This window comes from Paenibacillus sp. FSL K6-1217, from assembly GCF_045040735.1.
Taxonomy (GTDB): Bacteria; Bacillota; Bacilli; order Paenibacillales; family Paenibacillaceae; genus Paenibacillus_AQ.
The window spans coordinates 6,302,570-6,316,246 of sequence record NZ_CP150271.1 but is presented as its reverse complement, the minus strand read 5'-3'; the positions used below and the strand labels follow the sequence as shown (position 1 = coordinate 6,316,246).

Here is a 13,677-nt window from a genome sequence, read left to right as displayed (position 1 = left end):
GCTTGTTTGTACTCACCGGCTACTTCCCCTGCTCCTCCAGCCTCTCTACGCCAACAGTCTGCGTATTTGTCGGCCGGGAGCCAACTTGAACCGTTGCCATACCGTTATCGGAATCTACATGCTCAATCCAGACCGGCTCTCCGTCGAGATGCACTGCGATCTTGTCCTTGGAAGCGTAAATATCCTTGGCACGTGTTATATCCATTCTCTTCCTGCCTCCTATTCCTCGTCCTCTTCCGCCGGAAGCTCCCCAATCGTTGCATCCGCATCCAGCAATCCAGCGTCTTCATCCACTCCGGCATCCTCCGGGTCTGCAATGATATTGTCCCAATGAACCGCCTCTGCCGGAATATCCTGCTCCGTCAAGGCATCACTCCAGTGGTAGTGCTGCTCCTTATCCATAATGCCTCCTCTTCACGCGATAGGTCTGTGCATGCTGAGCAGCCTTATTTTTTCCCACAGCTCGCAAAACATGCATCCGGGTAGAAAAAGCCCTGCCGTCCCATACTAAGCCATACCATAACCCATCAGGAGGCGATTCTCATGCATACCGTTTGGAAAGGGGCCATCAGCTTCGGGCTTGTGCATGTTCCGGTCAAGATGTTCTCCGCTACGGAGGATAAAGATATCTCGCTGCGCTACATCCACAAAGAATGCGGCAGTCCGCTGTCATATGTACGTAAATGTCCTGTCTGCGACAAGGAAGTCACTTGGGAGGAGATCGGCAAGGGGTACGAATATGAGAAGGGCAAGTTTGTCCTGTTCGACAAGGAGGAGCTGGATCAGCTAAGCGAGGAGAGCAGCAAGAGTATCACCATTCTGGATTTCGTGGATTTGACGGAGATCGACCCGATATATTTCCAGAAGACCTACTATCTCTCGCCCGATCAGGCAGGTGCGAATGCTTACCGGCTGCTGATGGAGGCTATGCGTCAGACCGGGAAGATCGGTATTGCCAAGATCTCCATCCGCTCCAAAAGCAGTCTGGCCGCCATCCGCGTCCTGGCGGACTGCCTGGCGATTGAGACGATCTATTACCCGGACGAGGTCCGTCCGGTATCGCAGGTCCCGGGCCTGCCGGAGCCGGGCAGCGTGAACGACAAAGAGCTGGACATGGCGAAGCTGCTCATTTCACAGCTCTCCACCCCGTTCGAGCCTGCCAAATATACCGATGATTACCGCCAGCGGATGCTTGATCTGATCACGCACAAGATTGCCGGGGAGGAGTTCCATATTGCTCCAGCCCGCCAGGAGAACAATGTCATCGACCTGATGGCCGCCCTCCAGGCCAGTATCGAGGCTGTACAGCATATTCCTTCCGATCCCGGACCCGCCAAGGGAGGCAGCGGGGCAAAGCCGCGGACAGCCGCCGGTGCGAAGAAACGTCCAGCCAAGGCTACTGCCGCAGGAGATGGGGATTCAGCCACCGCCGCTCCGGTTGCCGACGAAGCTACCGGACCGATTCCAGTGATTGCCCCGAAGCCGAAGCGCCGGAGCGCGAAGAGCAAGGGCACCGGTGCCTAGGGGCCGGGCGTCTGCACCCGCCGCCGGGCTGGACAGCTCCCTGCAGCTCAAGTCCATCATTCCGTTTGAGCCCGTGCTGGCCTCCATGCTTCCCACAGGCAGCCAGTGGATCGCGGAGATCAAATGGGACGGCGTGCGGATGATCTCCTATTACGATGGGAGCCATGCCGAACTGATTAACCGCCGGGGCAACCGGCGCACGCTCCAGTATCCTGAGCTGGGCGGACCGGAGAGCTATTGCCGGGCCGGCTCCTTCATTCTGGACGGCGAGATCATTGCGCTCAGCGGCGGCAAGCCCTCCTTCCATGAAGTCATGCGGCGGGACAGCCTGAAGAACGAGGCTGCGATCCGGGCCGTGCAGCCGCAGGTTCCGGTGCTGTATATGGTTTTTGATATGTTGTACTGTGACGGCATCTGGTTGCTGGACGAACCGCTGTCCCGGCGGCAGGAGCTGCTGAAGAAGATGCTGCTGCCCCATCCCCATGTGCAGCAGGTGCCCAGCTACCCGGATCCCGCCCAGTTGCTCACCGCTGCCCGGCAAGGCAGTCTGGAAGGGATCGTCTGCAAGGATCTGGACAGCACTTATGCGCCGGGCGGCAAGGACAAGCGCTGGCAGAAGCTTAAGATCATCTCTGATGTCACCGCTGTCGCTGGCGGCGTGACCTTCCGGGACGGCATCGTCAATGCGCTGCTCTTCGGCCTGTATGATGATAACGGCAGGCTGCATTATATAGGACATGCCGGGGCGGGCAAAATGACCGTCCAGGACTGGCGGACACTGACCGCCCGGATTCCCGGACTGGTTACGGAGCAAATGCCGTTTGCCGCACTTCCGCAGCGCAGCTCAGGCTCCGTCTGGATTAAGCCGGAGCTGGTATTTAAGCTGCATTTCCTGGAGTGGAATCCCTCCGGCACCTTCCGCCAGCCTGTAATTCAGGCGCAGGTGGATCAGCCCGCCTATGCTTGTTCTTTAAGCCAGAGGGGGTTCTAGTACCTCATCAGATCTAAACGTGTGAGAATTACTTTAACTAATGGCTTGCTGAGGGTTTACCTCGCCCCGATTAGGCTGCAAAGGGGAGGCTTAATTGCAATTTGTACAACTAAATTCCCGGATGTGCCGCCGAATCTCTGTTTAGCTGTATTTGGTGCAATTAAAATGCCTCTATATCTGGATTTTCGCCAATACGCACAAATTTAGTTGTACAGACTACAATTAGACGAGGAAGTCCACCCGTTTCACTGTTTTTAGTTGCACAAAATACACTTATCCCTGTTTTTTCGCTACGAATGCAGCTTCATCCCTTACCGCATTTATGGAATGAAATCACTTGTTTAATTCTGATGGTCTACTAGCTGCCTATTGCGGAGTCAGGCTGCCGGCAATCTTCAGCAACTCGGCCTTGCTCTGCACAGTATTCCGGGTATCCGTTAATGTGTACTCTCTGCTGCCGTCCGCACTGCTCCACTGCAATTGCGATTTGAGGTTGCCGTGATGCGGCCCGAAGGAGGTGAACATCATCTCTTGCCCGTTAACCCGCACCTGCTCATCCTTGTCCCCCGGCAATAAGGCCAGTGTAATTCCAGTTGGAAGTTTGCTTGCAGGCTCGTCGCGCAGGCTGAGCACATCTCCCTTACGGGTGTATGTCAACGTCGTGACATGACCGCTCCAAGGGAGCATTTTGGAGACAACCCTTTTACTGGCTGCTGTGGATTGCTGCTTGAGTTTATCCCTCAGCTGCATATATTCTTCCTCATAAGAAAAAGGAATGTCAGGGCTGATGATTGCCTCCTTCAGCACATAATCTTTCGGGAGCAAAGCTGGAGCCATAAATACACCGCCGCCCATCGCCGATAATTTCTGCGCGGCTTTGCTTACAGACATATAACTAAACGGCACATAACTGATATTCAGGCTATCCAGCGTGTTGATTTTGGCATCATTCACATACACGACACGTATTTCACCTGTTTTCAAGGGAGGCTCGTTCGCCTTGGCCAGCAATTCATTGATTAGGGATGGCCCAGACGGCTTGTCCGGGTTTTCGGTTTCTTCCCACAGAATACCGTTGCTTTTATTTTTTAATTTATCAGGCAGCGTCTCTGTTGCTCCGGCCGTTCCCCCCTGCATGCTGAGTAGTATGGACAAGCATACTGCGGCGGCGGCTGCTTTTTTAAACTGAATCATGATTAATTCCTTCCCTTCGGATCAATGTGTTGTTGCTGCAACACTCTTGTAATGCCGCCAGTCTCCAAAAAGGGACTTCTTTGTATCCGATTTTCGCACAAAAAAAGATGTCCCTTTGCCTTTGCGGCTCCTGGAACACCTTTGATCTGCGCACTGATTCCCTCAATGATGCACCATACCGGCGGCAATGCTCTCCCATTGTTCGCGGGTAAGCTGCTTATCCGGCGGGTCTGTAATCGAAGCAAGCCCGCCATAGGCGTTGTCATACCAGTACAGTCTGCTTACTAATCTCCCGTTCTCTTCTTCCCCAGTGCCTGCCCCGGGAATAAACAGCAGCTCCTTACCCTCGTAGGTCCATAGTTCAGCCGTTTGGCCGGGGGATGCGTGAATTTGCGAAGGACCGGTTGTTGTTGCGTTATTCCAGAATAACTGAAGCTTCAGCTGCTGGCTGCCATCCTGATAGATCACCTCGGCGCTTGCGATCTTTTCCAAGGGCCATAAAGTTGCAGCCAGCGGGTTTCCGTCCGGAGCAGCTTCCGTTTTGGCCTTCAATGCCTCCAGCACCACCCGGTACTCCGGCTCAAACGCAGAGGGCGTTTCTGCGAACAAGCGGCCCCCGGCAAACTGTAACCCGCCTATTCGCTCAGGCGGCAGTGCAAAGCTCCACTTGCCCGTTCGCTCCCGGGCTGCCGACAACTGCGCGTAGCTGGTATACGTAACCGTTCTGCTAGTGAAAAATAGCGGTTCCCCATAACCCAGCCCGTTCATCAATGCAATCAATTCACTGTCATTTACATAATAAGCCGCTGTCTCTCCCGGCTGTAAATTCGCTTGCGCCTGTTGTTCATATTGCTCCCTTAGCTTAAAGAAACGTTCCCGTGCAGAGCTAGAGCCAATGTAGGGCGGCGTGTAGACCTTCAGTTCTGCCTTCTTCACCTGTGCCACAATTCTGCCGCTGCTGTCCTTAAGGGCCAGTGGCTGCCCTTCAGTCTGCCGGATGACCGCAAAGTCCGGTTGCAGCGCCTTACCCGTAGTTTCCTGGTCCGTCACATGGCGGAGAACGCTGAACCCCGCCATTCCCAGCAGCGCCGCAGCACAGAGTCCGGCGGCCAGCCTTCTGCCCCGCTGTGCCGCAGGACGCAGCGAAGGTATTGGCTGCCTGATCATCACAGACGCCTGCGTAACCGTTCCTGGCATCGCTTGCCCCGGTGAATTTCCGCCGCCCTCGGACGCAAGCCGCTGTGCATGGATAGCCCGTACCCGCTCCATAACGGATGACTTGACATCAATGCTGCCCGGAGCCTCGCCCGCTCCCATTCGTCTTATCCTTTTTTCTTCAGCAGTGAAGTGCTCGTCCAATGTGATTCCTCCCCCTCTCTTTGCGATTGCAGCAGGTTAGTGAGCTTAACAATCGTGCGCCGGTACCTTTTTTTGACCGCATCCTGATTCTTTCCCAGAATCACGGCAATTTCGGCAAAGCTCTGCTCTTCAAAAATCCGCAGCACCAGCAGGTTCCGCTCCTCCGCCTTCAGCCGCGACAGCGCTACAGCGAGCGGTTCATCGAACAGGAAGCGGTCCATCTGCTGCTCCGGGCTTTCCGCGTAGGTCTGCGGCCGCAGCAGCCTTAGCAGCCTGCCCTGCCGCTGGCGCTGGCGGATGACCCCCAGGCAATGATGATAAGCGATTTTATACAGCCATGAAGAGAAGCTGACCAGCGGACGATACTGGCCGATATTTTGATAGGCTTTGACCAGAATCTCCTGTACGGCATCCTCCGCCTCTGTCCCGCTGCCTAGCAGACGGCTGCAATAACGATACATCGGCTGCTGAAAATCTTCAACGATCCGCCCGTACTGCTCCACTTCGCCGTTTTGAACCCGGACAACGAGGTGTTCCATTTCATCCAAAATCGTAAAACGCTCCTCTCTTCTAGCTAACACCCTTATAAGCACCTGTCCGGGCCAAAAGGGACATTTTGCGCAAAAAAATATGTGAACTGCCCTTATCCCGGACCGGAATCCCGACTGAAAACCGGCAGTACGGCAAATACTAGGCAGAAATAGACGATCTTGAGGAGGGGAGCTCCATGCCAGCGGCCATTAAAGGCACAATCACCGTAGATGGACAGCAAATCAGCATCACCAATCCCGATAAACCGCTCTGGCCCGAGATGGGCATCACCAAGCAGATCTATCTGCAAAAGCTGGCTGCCCTCTCCCCCTACCTGCTGCGCTATTGCAAGGACCGGCTGCTCACGGTGATCCGCTATCCCCACGGCGTCCCAGGAATGTCCTTCTATCAGAAGAACGCCCCGGAGCCGCTGCCGGAATTCGTCCGTACGGCGGTGCAGGACAATATCACCTATATTGTTCTGCAGGGCCTGCCGGAGCTGCTCTGGCTGGGCAATCTGGCTGCGCTTGAATTCCACCCCTCTCTCCATTATGCCGGCAGTCCGCTGCCCTGCGAATGGATGATCGACCTGGACCCTTCGCTTGAAGTCGAGCCGCGGATTATGGAAGCCACCGCTGCGGTGGGAGAGGTGCTGAGATCGCTCGGGCTGGATTCGGTTCCCAAAACCTCGGGAGCCACCGGGGTACAGATCATTGTTCCGGTTACGCCCGGTATAACCTTCGATAACCTGCGCCGGATCGGTCATTTCGTAGGCCGCTATGTCACCGAGAAGCGGCCCGATCTGTTCACCCTGGAGCGCCTGAAGAAACATCGCGGGGATAAAATATACTTCGATTATCTCCAGCATTACGGCGGCAAAACGCTCGCTGCCCCTTACACCCCGCGCGCCCGGCCGCTGGCTACCGTCTCCGCTCCCCTCCTGTGGGAGGAGGTTCAGCAGGACGTCAAGCCTACAGATTTCAATCTGCTGAATATGGAGGAGCGTCTCGGCCGGTTAGGAGATCTGATTGCCAAGGTTCCTCCTCAGCCAGTCGAAGCAATTATTGCCAAGCTGCCCCCAGGACAGCAATAAGCCCGCAAATGCCATTCTCAGGCTGCGGGCTTATCTGACTTCCTCCTCAATCAGGACGAAAGGTATTATATATGGGAATACGGCGCAGCAAGTCAAGACCACCGTATGGATTAATCTGTCGTTCGTAAATATACCTTCCTTCGAAAGCGTTCCGGCTGAGCCGTTGACGCTAATGCTAATGAATTGCTTTTTTCTTGAAGCGGCCGCCCTTAACATCATGGATATTGCCGATGGCGATGAACGCGTCGGAATCCCAATCCTCAACAATCGACTTAAGCTTCGCTTCTTCCAAGCGGGTGATGACTACAAAGATCACTTTCTTGTTATCGCCGGAGAATCCGCCTTCACCATCAAGATAAGTCACTCCGCGCCCCAGACGCTCCGTCAGAGCTTCGCCGATATCACGGAATTTATCGCTGATAATCCATACCGACTTGGACTGGTCCAAGCCTTCAAGTGTAATATCGATCAGTTTGAAAGCAATGTAATACGCAATCAGGGAGAACATCGCATTATTCCAGCCGAACACAAAGCCTGCGCCGGACAGAATAAACAGGTTGAAGAACATAACGACTTCCCCTACAGAGAACGGAAGCCTCTTGGATACAAGAATGGCTACAATCTCCGTACCGTCAAGCGATCCGCCATAACGGACAACGAGTCCAACCCCAACTCCGAGAATAACCCCTCCGAATACTGCTGCCAGCAGCGGCTCAACTGTAATAGGATGAACAGGATGGAGCAACTGGGTACCAATGGACATTACAATGACAGCGAATAGCGTAGATAAGGCAAACGTCTTACCAATCTGCTTATACCCGATAACCAGGAACGGCAGGTTAAGCAGGGTCAATAGAATACCGAGCGGTATATTGAAAATATGGGACAACATAATGGAAATACCGGTGATTCCGCCATCAATCAACTTATTGGGAACAAGAAAAATCTCAAGCGCAACAGACATCATGGCCGCTCCGATGACAATCATCACAATCCGCTGGGCCAATCTTGCCGTCTTAAAAACTCCGGACTTCTGCGGCTTCTTCTGTTCTTCACTCGTAAAGATATGTTGGCTTACAGTCATAGAACTCCCCCTATAATTAGTGTATCTAAGAAGCATACGAAAGCGAACGTACAGTTGTGCCTTCTCCCCTGTTCTTCTTATATCTCCATTATATCATAAAGGAAGGTCAAATAACGCATGTAAATTGATATAACCTTCGATAATCGATGCTTCCGCCATCTTTTCTGTCATAATAGCGGCGATAAGAGCTGACACAGACTTTCTATCCGTTTGACATTACGGCCGCGCTCCCGGAACTTTTTCGGATCGATGAATTCACTCTGCTCCAGGTCTCTGCTGAAGTCCTCAGCCAGCTCAGTAATAATCTCCGGCCGGAGCAACACCGCCGTCAGCTCAAAGTTGGAATAAAAGCTGCGCATGTCCAGATTGGCACTGCCGACCGTAGCCAGCAGGCTGTCGATAATCATGACCTTGGCATGCATGAACCCCTGGGTATAACGGTAAAATTTCACACCGGCGTCCTGCAGATTCTCCAGATACGACAGCGTGGCATAATAGACCAGCTTATTATCCGGCTTCGCCGGGATGATGATCCTTACATCCACCCCGCTAAGGACCGCATTCTTCAGCGCTCTGCAAATCGCGGGGTCGGGGATGAAATACGGCGAGGTCATCCAGATCCGCTGCCTGGCGGCGCAGATGGAAGCGAAATACATCTCCTGGGTGGCATCTATGGCCGCATCCGGGCCGCTGGCGACAATCTGCACGGCATCCCTTCCGCTGCAGTCATGATCCGGAAAGAAGCGCGGATGGCTGAGAATATCACCGTCTGCCAGCCGCCAGTCCTTGAGAAACACATGCTGCAGATGATAGACAGCATCCCCTTCCAGCTGCAGATGCGTATCCCGCCAGTGGCCCATTTTCGGATTTTTGCCGAGGTAATCATCGCCGATGTTCATGCCTCCGGTGAACCCGGTCAGTCCGTCCACCACAAGGATCTTCCGGTGATTGCGGTAGTTGAACCGGCGGTCCGCCAGCGCAGTCAGCGGCGGCAAAAAAAAGTGAACCTGTACCCCCGCACTCTTCAGCGTATTCACAAAGCCCCGGCTCAGCTTATGGCTGCCCAGGCCATCACACAGCAGGCGCACCCGCACCCCTTGGCGTACCTTGCGGATCATCAGCTCCTGGAACTGCCGCCCGATTCCGTCATCCCGCAGAATATAAAATTCCATGTGAATATGCTCCTGCGCGCGCTCCATCGCCTCCAGCATGGACTTATACGCTTCCTGTGCGCTGGAGAGCACCTCACACCGGTTATGACTTGTAATCTGGCTGTCCGCGAGTCCCGAGAACAGGTGCAGCAGCTCAGAGCGGTGTGCAAATCCGGGATTCCCGGTATCCTCCGCCTCTTTGACCAAATGAATTTTGCCCGCTACATGAATACGGATCTCCCGCAGCAGGGAGACGCATCTGTTACCGAGCTTGCGGCTCTGCCAGTAATCGCGCCCCAGGAAATAGTAGAACAGCAGGCCCAGCGGAGGGCAGCAGAACGTGATGCATATCCAGGCAACCGCCCGCTGCGGGCGTCTGAATTCGAAGCCGATAATAATGGCAAGCTGCACAATAAAAAGACATAAAATAACGGCAAATATCCTCATTCCCGGCCTCCTGGTTTAACGGATTGAACTATTATTATTCTGGCTGTCACTGACTGTAACTGATAACTTTCATGAGGTCTCTGCGGCGGCAGACGCCTGTGCCTACTACAGGTTTTGCCTTAAGTCTCCTTCTTTATTCAAGTAAACCGTTGTCATGTTCACCTTAGTGATGGAATACATAGAGTAGTAGGACCCATCGGATAAGCCCATTCCACTTAGAGATACTATCAGTCAGTTCATACCAAGCGGCTGCTATGGCCGCAGTAAGGAGACGTTATGAAGAGTCAGCCACGTCATCAAAAGATTAAGCTGCTCGTTATGCGCGAGGCCGGTCGGCCTGTGAAGCAGCTCGAAATGTCCAAGCCATTCGCTCTGGCATTGCCTGCTGCAGCCGCCCTGTCCCTCTCCAGTCTGGTCACCTCCATGCATATCCATGCCTCCCGGTCAATCGCAGAGCTGGAGGCTGAAGCCGCCGCCCTATCGCTGACCAATATCCGCATGGAGCTGAAGGTTGCCGATAAGGATCAGGCACTACAGCAGCTACGCGGCCAGGTCAGCGAGCTCTCGGAGGAAGCGGAGAACATCAAAGACAAGCTGAAGAGTGTCACGGAGCTGGAGGAGCAGCTGCAGTCGCTGATCAACAAGGAGACCCCCTCTTCTTCCGCAGGCAGCGATGCTGATTCTAGTGCGCGTATCAGCCCTGATAATGCTGGTGCCAAGACTTACAGCGCGGGTACAGCAACTTCCGCAGCTTCCGCACAGGGCAGCCAGACCGCAGTGGCAGACTTGCCGGATACCGGCGCCGCAGCCGCCGGAACCTATGGCAAAGTCAGCCGGTTAAGCGCCGGCCCGTTCATCCGGGAGCAGCCGGAAGCTGTCACTGCCGCCGTATCGCCTGTCGTCAACTTCCGGATCAGGGCTGCAACCGAGGCACTGCACCGGACTGTCAATCCGCAGGTCGGAGGTGAGTATGTCGCCGTCTATGAGAATGATCCGCAGAGGCTGGTTGAGGAGACCAGAGACGACTTCGAAGAGATCCAGGGCATACTGGATGAGATGATCAGCAGTATCTCCAGCACGATTTCACAGGCCGAGAAGGCGCACAAGACGAGAGCGGATGTTCAAGCGAAGCAAGCGCAGGAGAAGCAAGAGCGGCTGGCCCGGGCGGTGATCTGGCCAACCGGCTCGAAGGTCATCACCTCCAGCTTCGGGTACCGCTCCGATCCTTTCAAGGGAACCTCTGCTTATCATTCGGGGATTGATATTGCGGGAAATATCGGAGATGCGGTATACGCGGCACTGGGCGGTGTGGTTACCTCCGCTGAACACATGGGAGCCCGGGGCAAATATATCGTGATCAAGCATGACAACGGACTGGAGACCTGGTACATGCATTTGAACCAGATGACGGTCTCCCCAGGCGAACGGGTCAGCAAAGGAGATCAGATCGGTATGCTGGGCAGCACCGGGCGCAGCACAGGCCCCCATCTTCATTTCCAGGTCGTGAAGCAGAACACGCCGGTGAATCCGCTCAACTATGTTAAGCCATCATAATATTAAGAATATGAGGAGGAATGCTGGAATGTGGAACAGACGTCAACCGGGTGCTTCACTGAGGTCAACCGACTCGCTGATCGGACATGGCGGCACACTCGAAGGGAAAGTGCATTGCGATACGAACCTGCGGATTGAAGGGAACTTCAGCGGGGAGATTCTGTGCGAGGGGACCGTGACGGTTGGTGAGCAAGGCACCGTCCATTCCAGCATTGAGGCGCAGGAGATCATTATCGCCGGCAAGGTCTATGGCGACGTAACCGCCCAGCGGAAGCTGATTCTCACCGGAACGGGACAGCTGCACGGCAATATAGCCGCCGCTTCCCTGACCATTACGGAAGGCAGCCTGCTGAACGGGGCTGTAGCCATGACCGAACAGCCCGCCCCTGAGACAGCGGGCGGGCTGCATACGGTCACTGCCAAGAAGACAGCAGGCAAACGCAGAGAGGGCAAACAGAGCAAGCTGGAGGGCGCATGAGCCGGAAGCTCTCGGCCTGTACGCTTACGCTGCTACATCCCTTTTACGGAACACAATCCAGGATACCGCCATGAAAATAACATAATACACAGCCAGTACGGCAATGGCGAATCCCAGCGTTGCTCCTCCGGGACCGGTATCCGACACCAGATAGTTGCTAAGATTCATGTGGGCAAAAATCAGATAGTTCGCCCACTCATACCGTTCCGGGTTGAAGATGGCGATAAAGATATCCTTGGTGAACATGATGGACAGCGACAGCACAATCGCAAGGCCGCTGGAACGGAATACACTGGAGATCATGAAGGCAATGGCGGCTGTCAGGAACAGCTCTATATAGCTGCACAGAATCAGCATGAAGACATATTCTCCCTGCCCCCAGCTCATTACCGTATCCCCCGTAATCCCAGTCGCCGAGGAAGAGAAAATAAAGGCGGAGCCATAGCCAAATACAATCAGTACCGCCGTGCTGACGAGGCTGAAGATGACCAGCGAAATATATTTCGAGAGCAGAATCTTGGAGCGGCTCCAAGGGCGAATCAGCAGCAGCTTAATCGTCCCCCAGGTGAATTCGCCCGCAACGGAGTCGGCAGCCACCAGAGCTGTGAAGATGGTATTCAGGAAAAATGCGATGGTAACAGTAGTCCGGAAGCTGTCCCATAACCCGATTACATCACTGCCACTCGTGGTGAAATGAACCAGCGCCGGAAACAGCATGCTCATCAGCGCCAGAATAAACAGCATAATCCATGTCCGCAGACGTCTGAATATCTTGATATTCTCATTATGTATGAGAGAAGCGAACTCACCCAATGCCTTCACCTCCTGTAATTTCCAAGAATTGATCTTCGAGCGAACGGGACAGCGTCTTGATGCTGTAGACCTTAATTCCGGCAGCTACCAGCTTCGCATTAAGCTCGGCAATATCTTCCCGGACCGCTTCCACAGCTACTCCGCCTTCCATGATCACGCCTTGGCCGATTTGCGCAAGCGCAGCCTCAGGGTTATCTACCTCGAAGAAGGTCTGGCTCACCGGTACCGCTGCATCCCCGACAGTCTTAAGCTGCTTCACATCGATCAGGCGGCCGTTCTGGATAATCGCCACACTATCGCACATCAGCTCCATCTCGGACAGCAGATGGCTGGAGACAAACACGGTTGTCCCCTCGGCCCTGCAGAGCTTGCGCAGATAATCACGCAGCTCGCGGATTCCCTGCGGGTCGAGTCCGTTGGTCGGCTCATCCAGAATCAGCAGCTTCGGCCGGTGCAGCAGGGCCTGGGCCACCCCCAGCCGCTGGCGCATCCCCAAGGAATAGGTTTTGACTCTGTCATTGATGCGTTGGCTAAGTCCTACCAGCTCCACTACTTCATTGATGCGCTCTTTGGTCACGCCGGGCACCATGCGGGCATACTGGCGAAGATTCTGATATCCGGTAAGGAATTTGTACATTTCGGGATTCTCTACGATGGCCCCCACATTGGCGATGGCCTCTTCAAAATGGTCCTTGATGCTTCTTCCGCAGATCAGGATATCCCCGCGGCTAATGGAGATAAGTCCTACCATCATACGGATGGTAGTGGTTTTACCGGCTCCGTTCGGTCCCAGAAATCCGAAGATTTGCCCGGGTGGAATGTCGAGTGTCAAGTCGCTGATCAGCGTTTTGGAGCCGATCTTCTTGGTGACCCCCATCAGGCTGGCTACAGGCTTTACCACTTCTGCCGTATTCGGCATAACTTCACTTCCTTTCATCGGTTTGGTGTGAAACGGGCATAAATAAATATTAAAGTGTCCATCGTAACTGCGGAGAATGTTTGGACTTCCAGCCGCTGTTGTCTCCCGATTTCTTGATATACAGTGCTATTCGCAGTAGAAATCGGGAGACAAAGGCGGACGCTTCCGCTCCTCCAGTTCCAAACTTCCCCTCCGTTACTTACACTTTATTGTTATATCCAAAACCCGTTTCAACCATTTATATATTTTACCACACCTTCCCTTTTCCCTGAAATTAGGAAAGAAATGCAGTGAAATCCAGCGGAAACGGCTTTACACAAAATCACCCTTACGGGTTAACGGGATAGCACAACGTGTGCTGTTTTTCGCATACATTAGGGCCATCCCCCTCGTGCGAGCGCAATGTATGCTGTTTTTCACATACATCCGGGCCATCCCCCTCGTGCGAGCGCAATGTATGCTGTTTTTCACATACATCCGGGACCCGCGCCTGCGTGTGAGTACAATGTGTGCTGTTTTTCGCATACATTTGCCCCGTT

The 13,677-nt window shown here is 54.1% G+C and carries 14 protein-coding genes; 5 read left to right on the top strand and 9 right to left on the bottom strand.

Features of this window, described 5'->3' with window-relative positions:
* Positions 1 to 19 precede the first annotated feature (19 nt).
* On the bottom strand, positions 20 to 205 hold the full coding sequence (locus MHH28_RS27790; RefSeq protein WP_209993287.1) for an H-type small acid-soluble spore protein: 186 nt from the start codon (positions 203 to 205) through the stop codon (positions 20 to 22).
* Positions 206 to 219: 14 nt separating this feature from the next.
* A complete protein-coding gene (locus MHH28_RS27785; RefSeq protein WP_405107704.1) occupies positions 220 to 402 on the bottom strand; it encodes a hypothetical protein in 183 nt (60 codons plus the stop codon).
* Positions 403 to 543: 141 nt separating this feature from the next.
* On the opposite strand from MHH28_RS27785, the gene MHH28_RS27780 reads away from it, so the two are divergent.
* Complete coding sequence (locus MHH28_RS27780) at positions 544 to 1,524, top strand: Ku protein (RefSeq protein ID WP_405107701.1); 981 nt, start codon at positions 544 to 546, stop codon at positions 1,522 to 1,524.
* A complete protein-coding gene (locus MHH28_RS27775; RefSeq protein ID WP_405107698.1) occupies positions 1,517 to 2,515 on the top strand; it encodes a DNA ligase in 999 nt (332 codons plus the stop codon). The genes MHH28_RS27780 and MHH28_RS27775 overlap by 8 nt, the downstream gene beginning before the upstream one ends.
* Positions 2,516 to 2,881: 366 nt before the next feature.
* On the opposite strand, the gene MHH28_RS27770 is transcribed toward MHH28_RS27775, so the two are convergent.
* From MHH28_RS27770 to MHH28_RS27760, 3 genes are all read right to left on the bottom strand, one after another.
* Positions 2,882 to 3,709, bottom strand: coding sequence for a hypothetical protein (locus tag MHH28_RS27770; RefSeq protein ID WP_405107695.1), 828 nt, complete (start codon positions 3,707 to 3,709; stop codon positions 2,882 to 2,884).
* Positions 3,710 to 3,871: 162 nt separating this feature from the next.
* The gene (locus MHH28_RS27765; RefSeq protein ID WP_405107693.1) at positions 3,872 to 5,068 is read right to left on the bottom strand and encodes a hypothetical protein; all 1,197 of its coding nucleotides are present in this window, start codon (positions 5,066 to 5,068) and stop codon (positions 3,872 to 3,874) included.
* On the bottom strand, positions 5,032 to 5,607 hold the full coding sequence (locus tag MHH28_RS27760; protein ID WP_405117272.1) for an RNA polymerase sigma factor: 576 nt from the start codon (positions 5,605 to 5,607) through the stop codon (positions 5,032 to 5,034). Before MHH28_RS27760 ends, MHH28_RS27765 begins: the two co-directional genes overlap by 37 nt.
* A gap of 188 nt (positions 5,608 to 5,795) precedes the next feature.
* On the opposite strand from MHH28_RS27760, the gene ligD reads away from it, so the two are divergent.
* Positions 5,796 to 6,692: a non-homologous end-joining DNA ligase gene (gene ligD / locus MHH28_RS27755; RefSeq protein ID WP_405107690.1), complete on the top strand. Its 897-nt coding sequence runs from the start codon at positions 5,796 to 5,798 to the stop codon at positions 6,690 to 6,692.
* A gap of 175 nt (positions 6,693 to 6,867) precedes the next feature.
* On the opposite strand, the gene MHH28_RS27750 is transcribed toward ligD, so the two are convergent.
* Positions 6,868 to 7,776, bottom strand: coding sequence for a YitT family protein (locus tag MHH28_RS27750; protein WP_036693693.1), 909 nt, complete (start codon positions 7,774 to 7,776; stop codon positions 6,868 to 6,870).
* 167 nt (positions 7,777 to 7,943) lie between these two features.
* Complete coding sequence (gene cls, locus MHH28_RS27745; RefSeq protein WP_405107687.1) at positions 7,944 to 9,374, bottom strand: cardiolipin synthase; 1,431 nt, start codon at positions 9,372 to 9,374, stop codon at positions 7,944 to 7,946.
* 276 nt (positions 9,375 to 9,650) lie between these two features.
* Here cls and MHH28_RS27740 point away from each other — a divergent pair, with 276 nt between their 5' ends.
* Positions 9,651 to 10,928, top strand: coding sequence for a M23 family metallopeptidase (locus MHH28_RS27740; RefSeq protein WP_405107684.1), 1,278 nt, complete (start codon positions 9,651 to 9,653; stop codon positions 10,926 to 10,928).
* Between the two features lie 28 nt (positions 10,929 to 10,956).
* Positions 10,957 to 11,406 (top strand): polymer-forming cytoskeletal protein, encoded by a 450-nt coding sequence (locus MHH28_RS27735; RefSeq protein ID WP_405107681.1) that lies wholly within the window; start codon positions 10,957 to 10,959, stop codon positions 11,404 to 11,406.
* Positions 11,407 to 11,430: 24 nt separating this feature from the next.
* Here the strand turns inward: MHH28_RS27735 and MHH28_RS27730 are convergent, their stop codons facing one another.
* Positions 11,431 to 12,219, bottom strand: a complete 789-nt coding sequence (locus tag MHH28_RS27730; RefSeq protein ID WP_405107679.1) for an ABC transporter permease — start codon at positions 12,217 to 12,219, stop codon at positions 11,431 to 11,433.
* Positions 12,212 to 13,138 carry an ABC transporter ATP-binding protein gene (locus MHH28_RS27725; protein ID WP_405107676.1) on the bottom strand — a complete coding sequence of 309 codons (927 nt, stop codon included), beginning with the start codon at positions 13,136 to 13,138 and terminating at the stop codon, positions 12,212 to 12,214. Before MHH28_RS27725 ends, MHH28_RS27730 begins: the two co-directional genes overlap by 8 nt.
* Positions 13,139 to 13,677 lie beyond the last annotated feature (539 nt).

Excerpts from the sequence above, each read along its gene's own strand:
- cls (WP_405107687.1), bottom strand. The coding sequence starts at position 9,374 with ATGAGGATATTTGCCGTTATTTTATGTCTTTTTATTGTGCAGCTTGCC.
- MHH28_RS27790 (WP_209993287.1), bottom strand. The coding sequence starts at position 205 with ATGGATATAACACGTGCCAAGGATATTTACGCTTCCAAGGACAAGATC.
- MHH28_RS27725 (WP_405107676.1), bottom strand. The coding sequence starts at position 13,138 with ATGCCGAATACGGCAGAAGTGGTAAAGCCTGTAGCCAGCCTGATGGGG.
- MHH28_RS27785 (WP_405107704.1), bottom strand. The coding sequence starts at position 402 with ATGGATAAGGAGCAGCACTACCACTGGAGTGATGCCTTGACGGAGCAG.
- MHH28_RS27740 (WP_405107684.1), top strand. The coding sequence starts at position 9,651 with ATGAAGAGTCAGCCACGTCATCAAAAGATTAAGCTGCTCGTTATGCGC.
- MHH28_RS27760 (WP_405117272.1), bottom strand. The coding sequence starts at position 5,607 with ATGGAACACCTCGTTGTCCGGGTTCAAAACGGCGAAGTGGAGCAGTAC.
- MHH28_RS27780 (WP_405107701.1), top strand. The coding sequence starts at position 544 with ATGCATACCGTTTGGAAAGGGGCCATCAGCTTCGGGCTTGTGCATGTT.
- MHH28_RS27735 (WP_405107681.1), top strand. The coding sequence starts at position 10,957 with ATGTGGAACAGACGTCAACCGGGTGCTTCACTGAGGTCAACCGACTCG.
- MHH28_RS27750 (WP_036693693.1), bottom strand. The coding sequence starts at position 7,776 with ATGACTGTAAGCCAACATATCTTTACGAGTGAAGAACAGAAGAAGCCG.
- ligD (WP_405107690.1), top strand. The coding sequence starts at position 5,796 with ATGCCAGCGGCCATTAAAGGCACAATCACCGTAGATGGACAGCAAATC.
- MHH28_RS27770 (WP_405107695.1), bottom strand. The coding sequence starts at position 3,709 with ATGATTCAGTTTAAAAAAGCAGCCGCCGCCGCAGTATGCTTGTCCATA.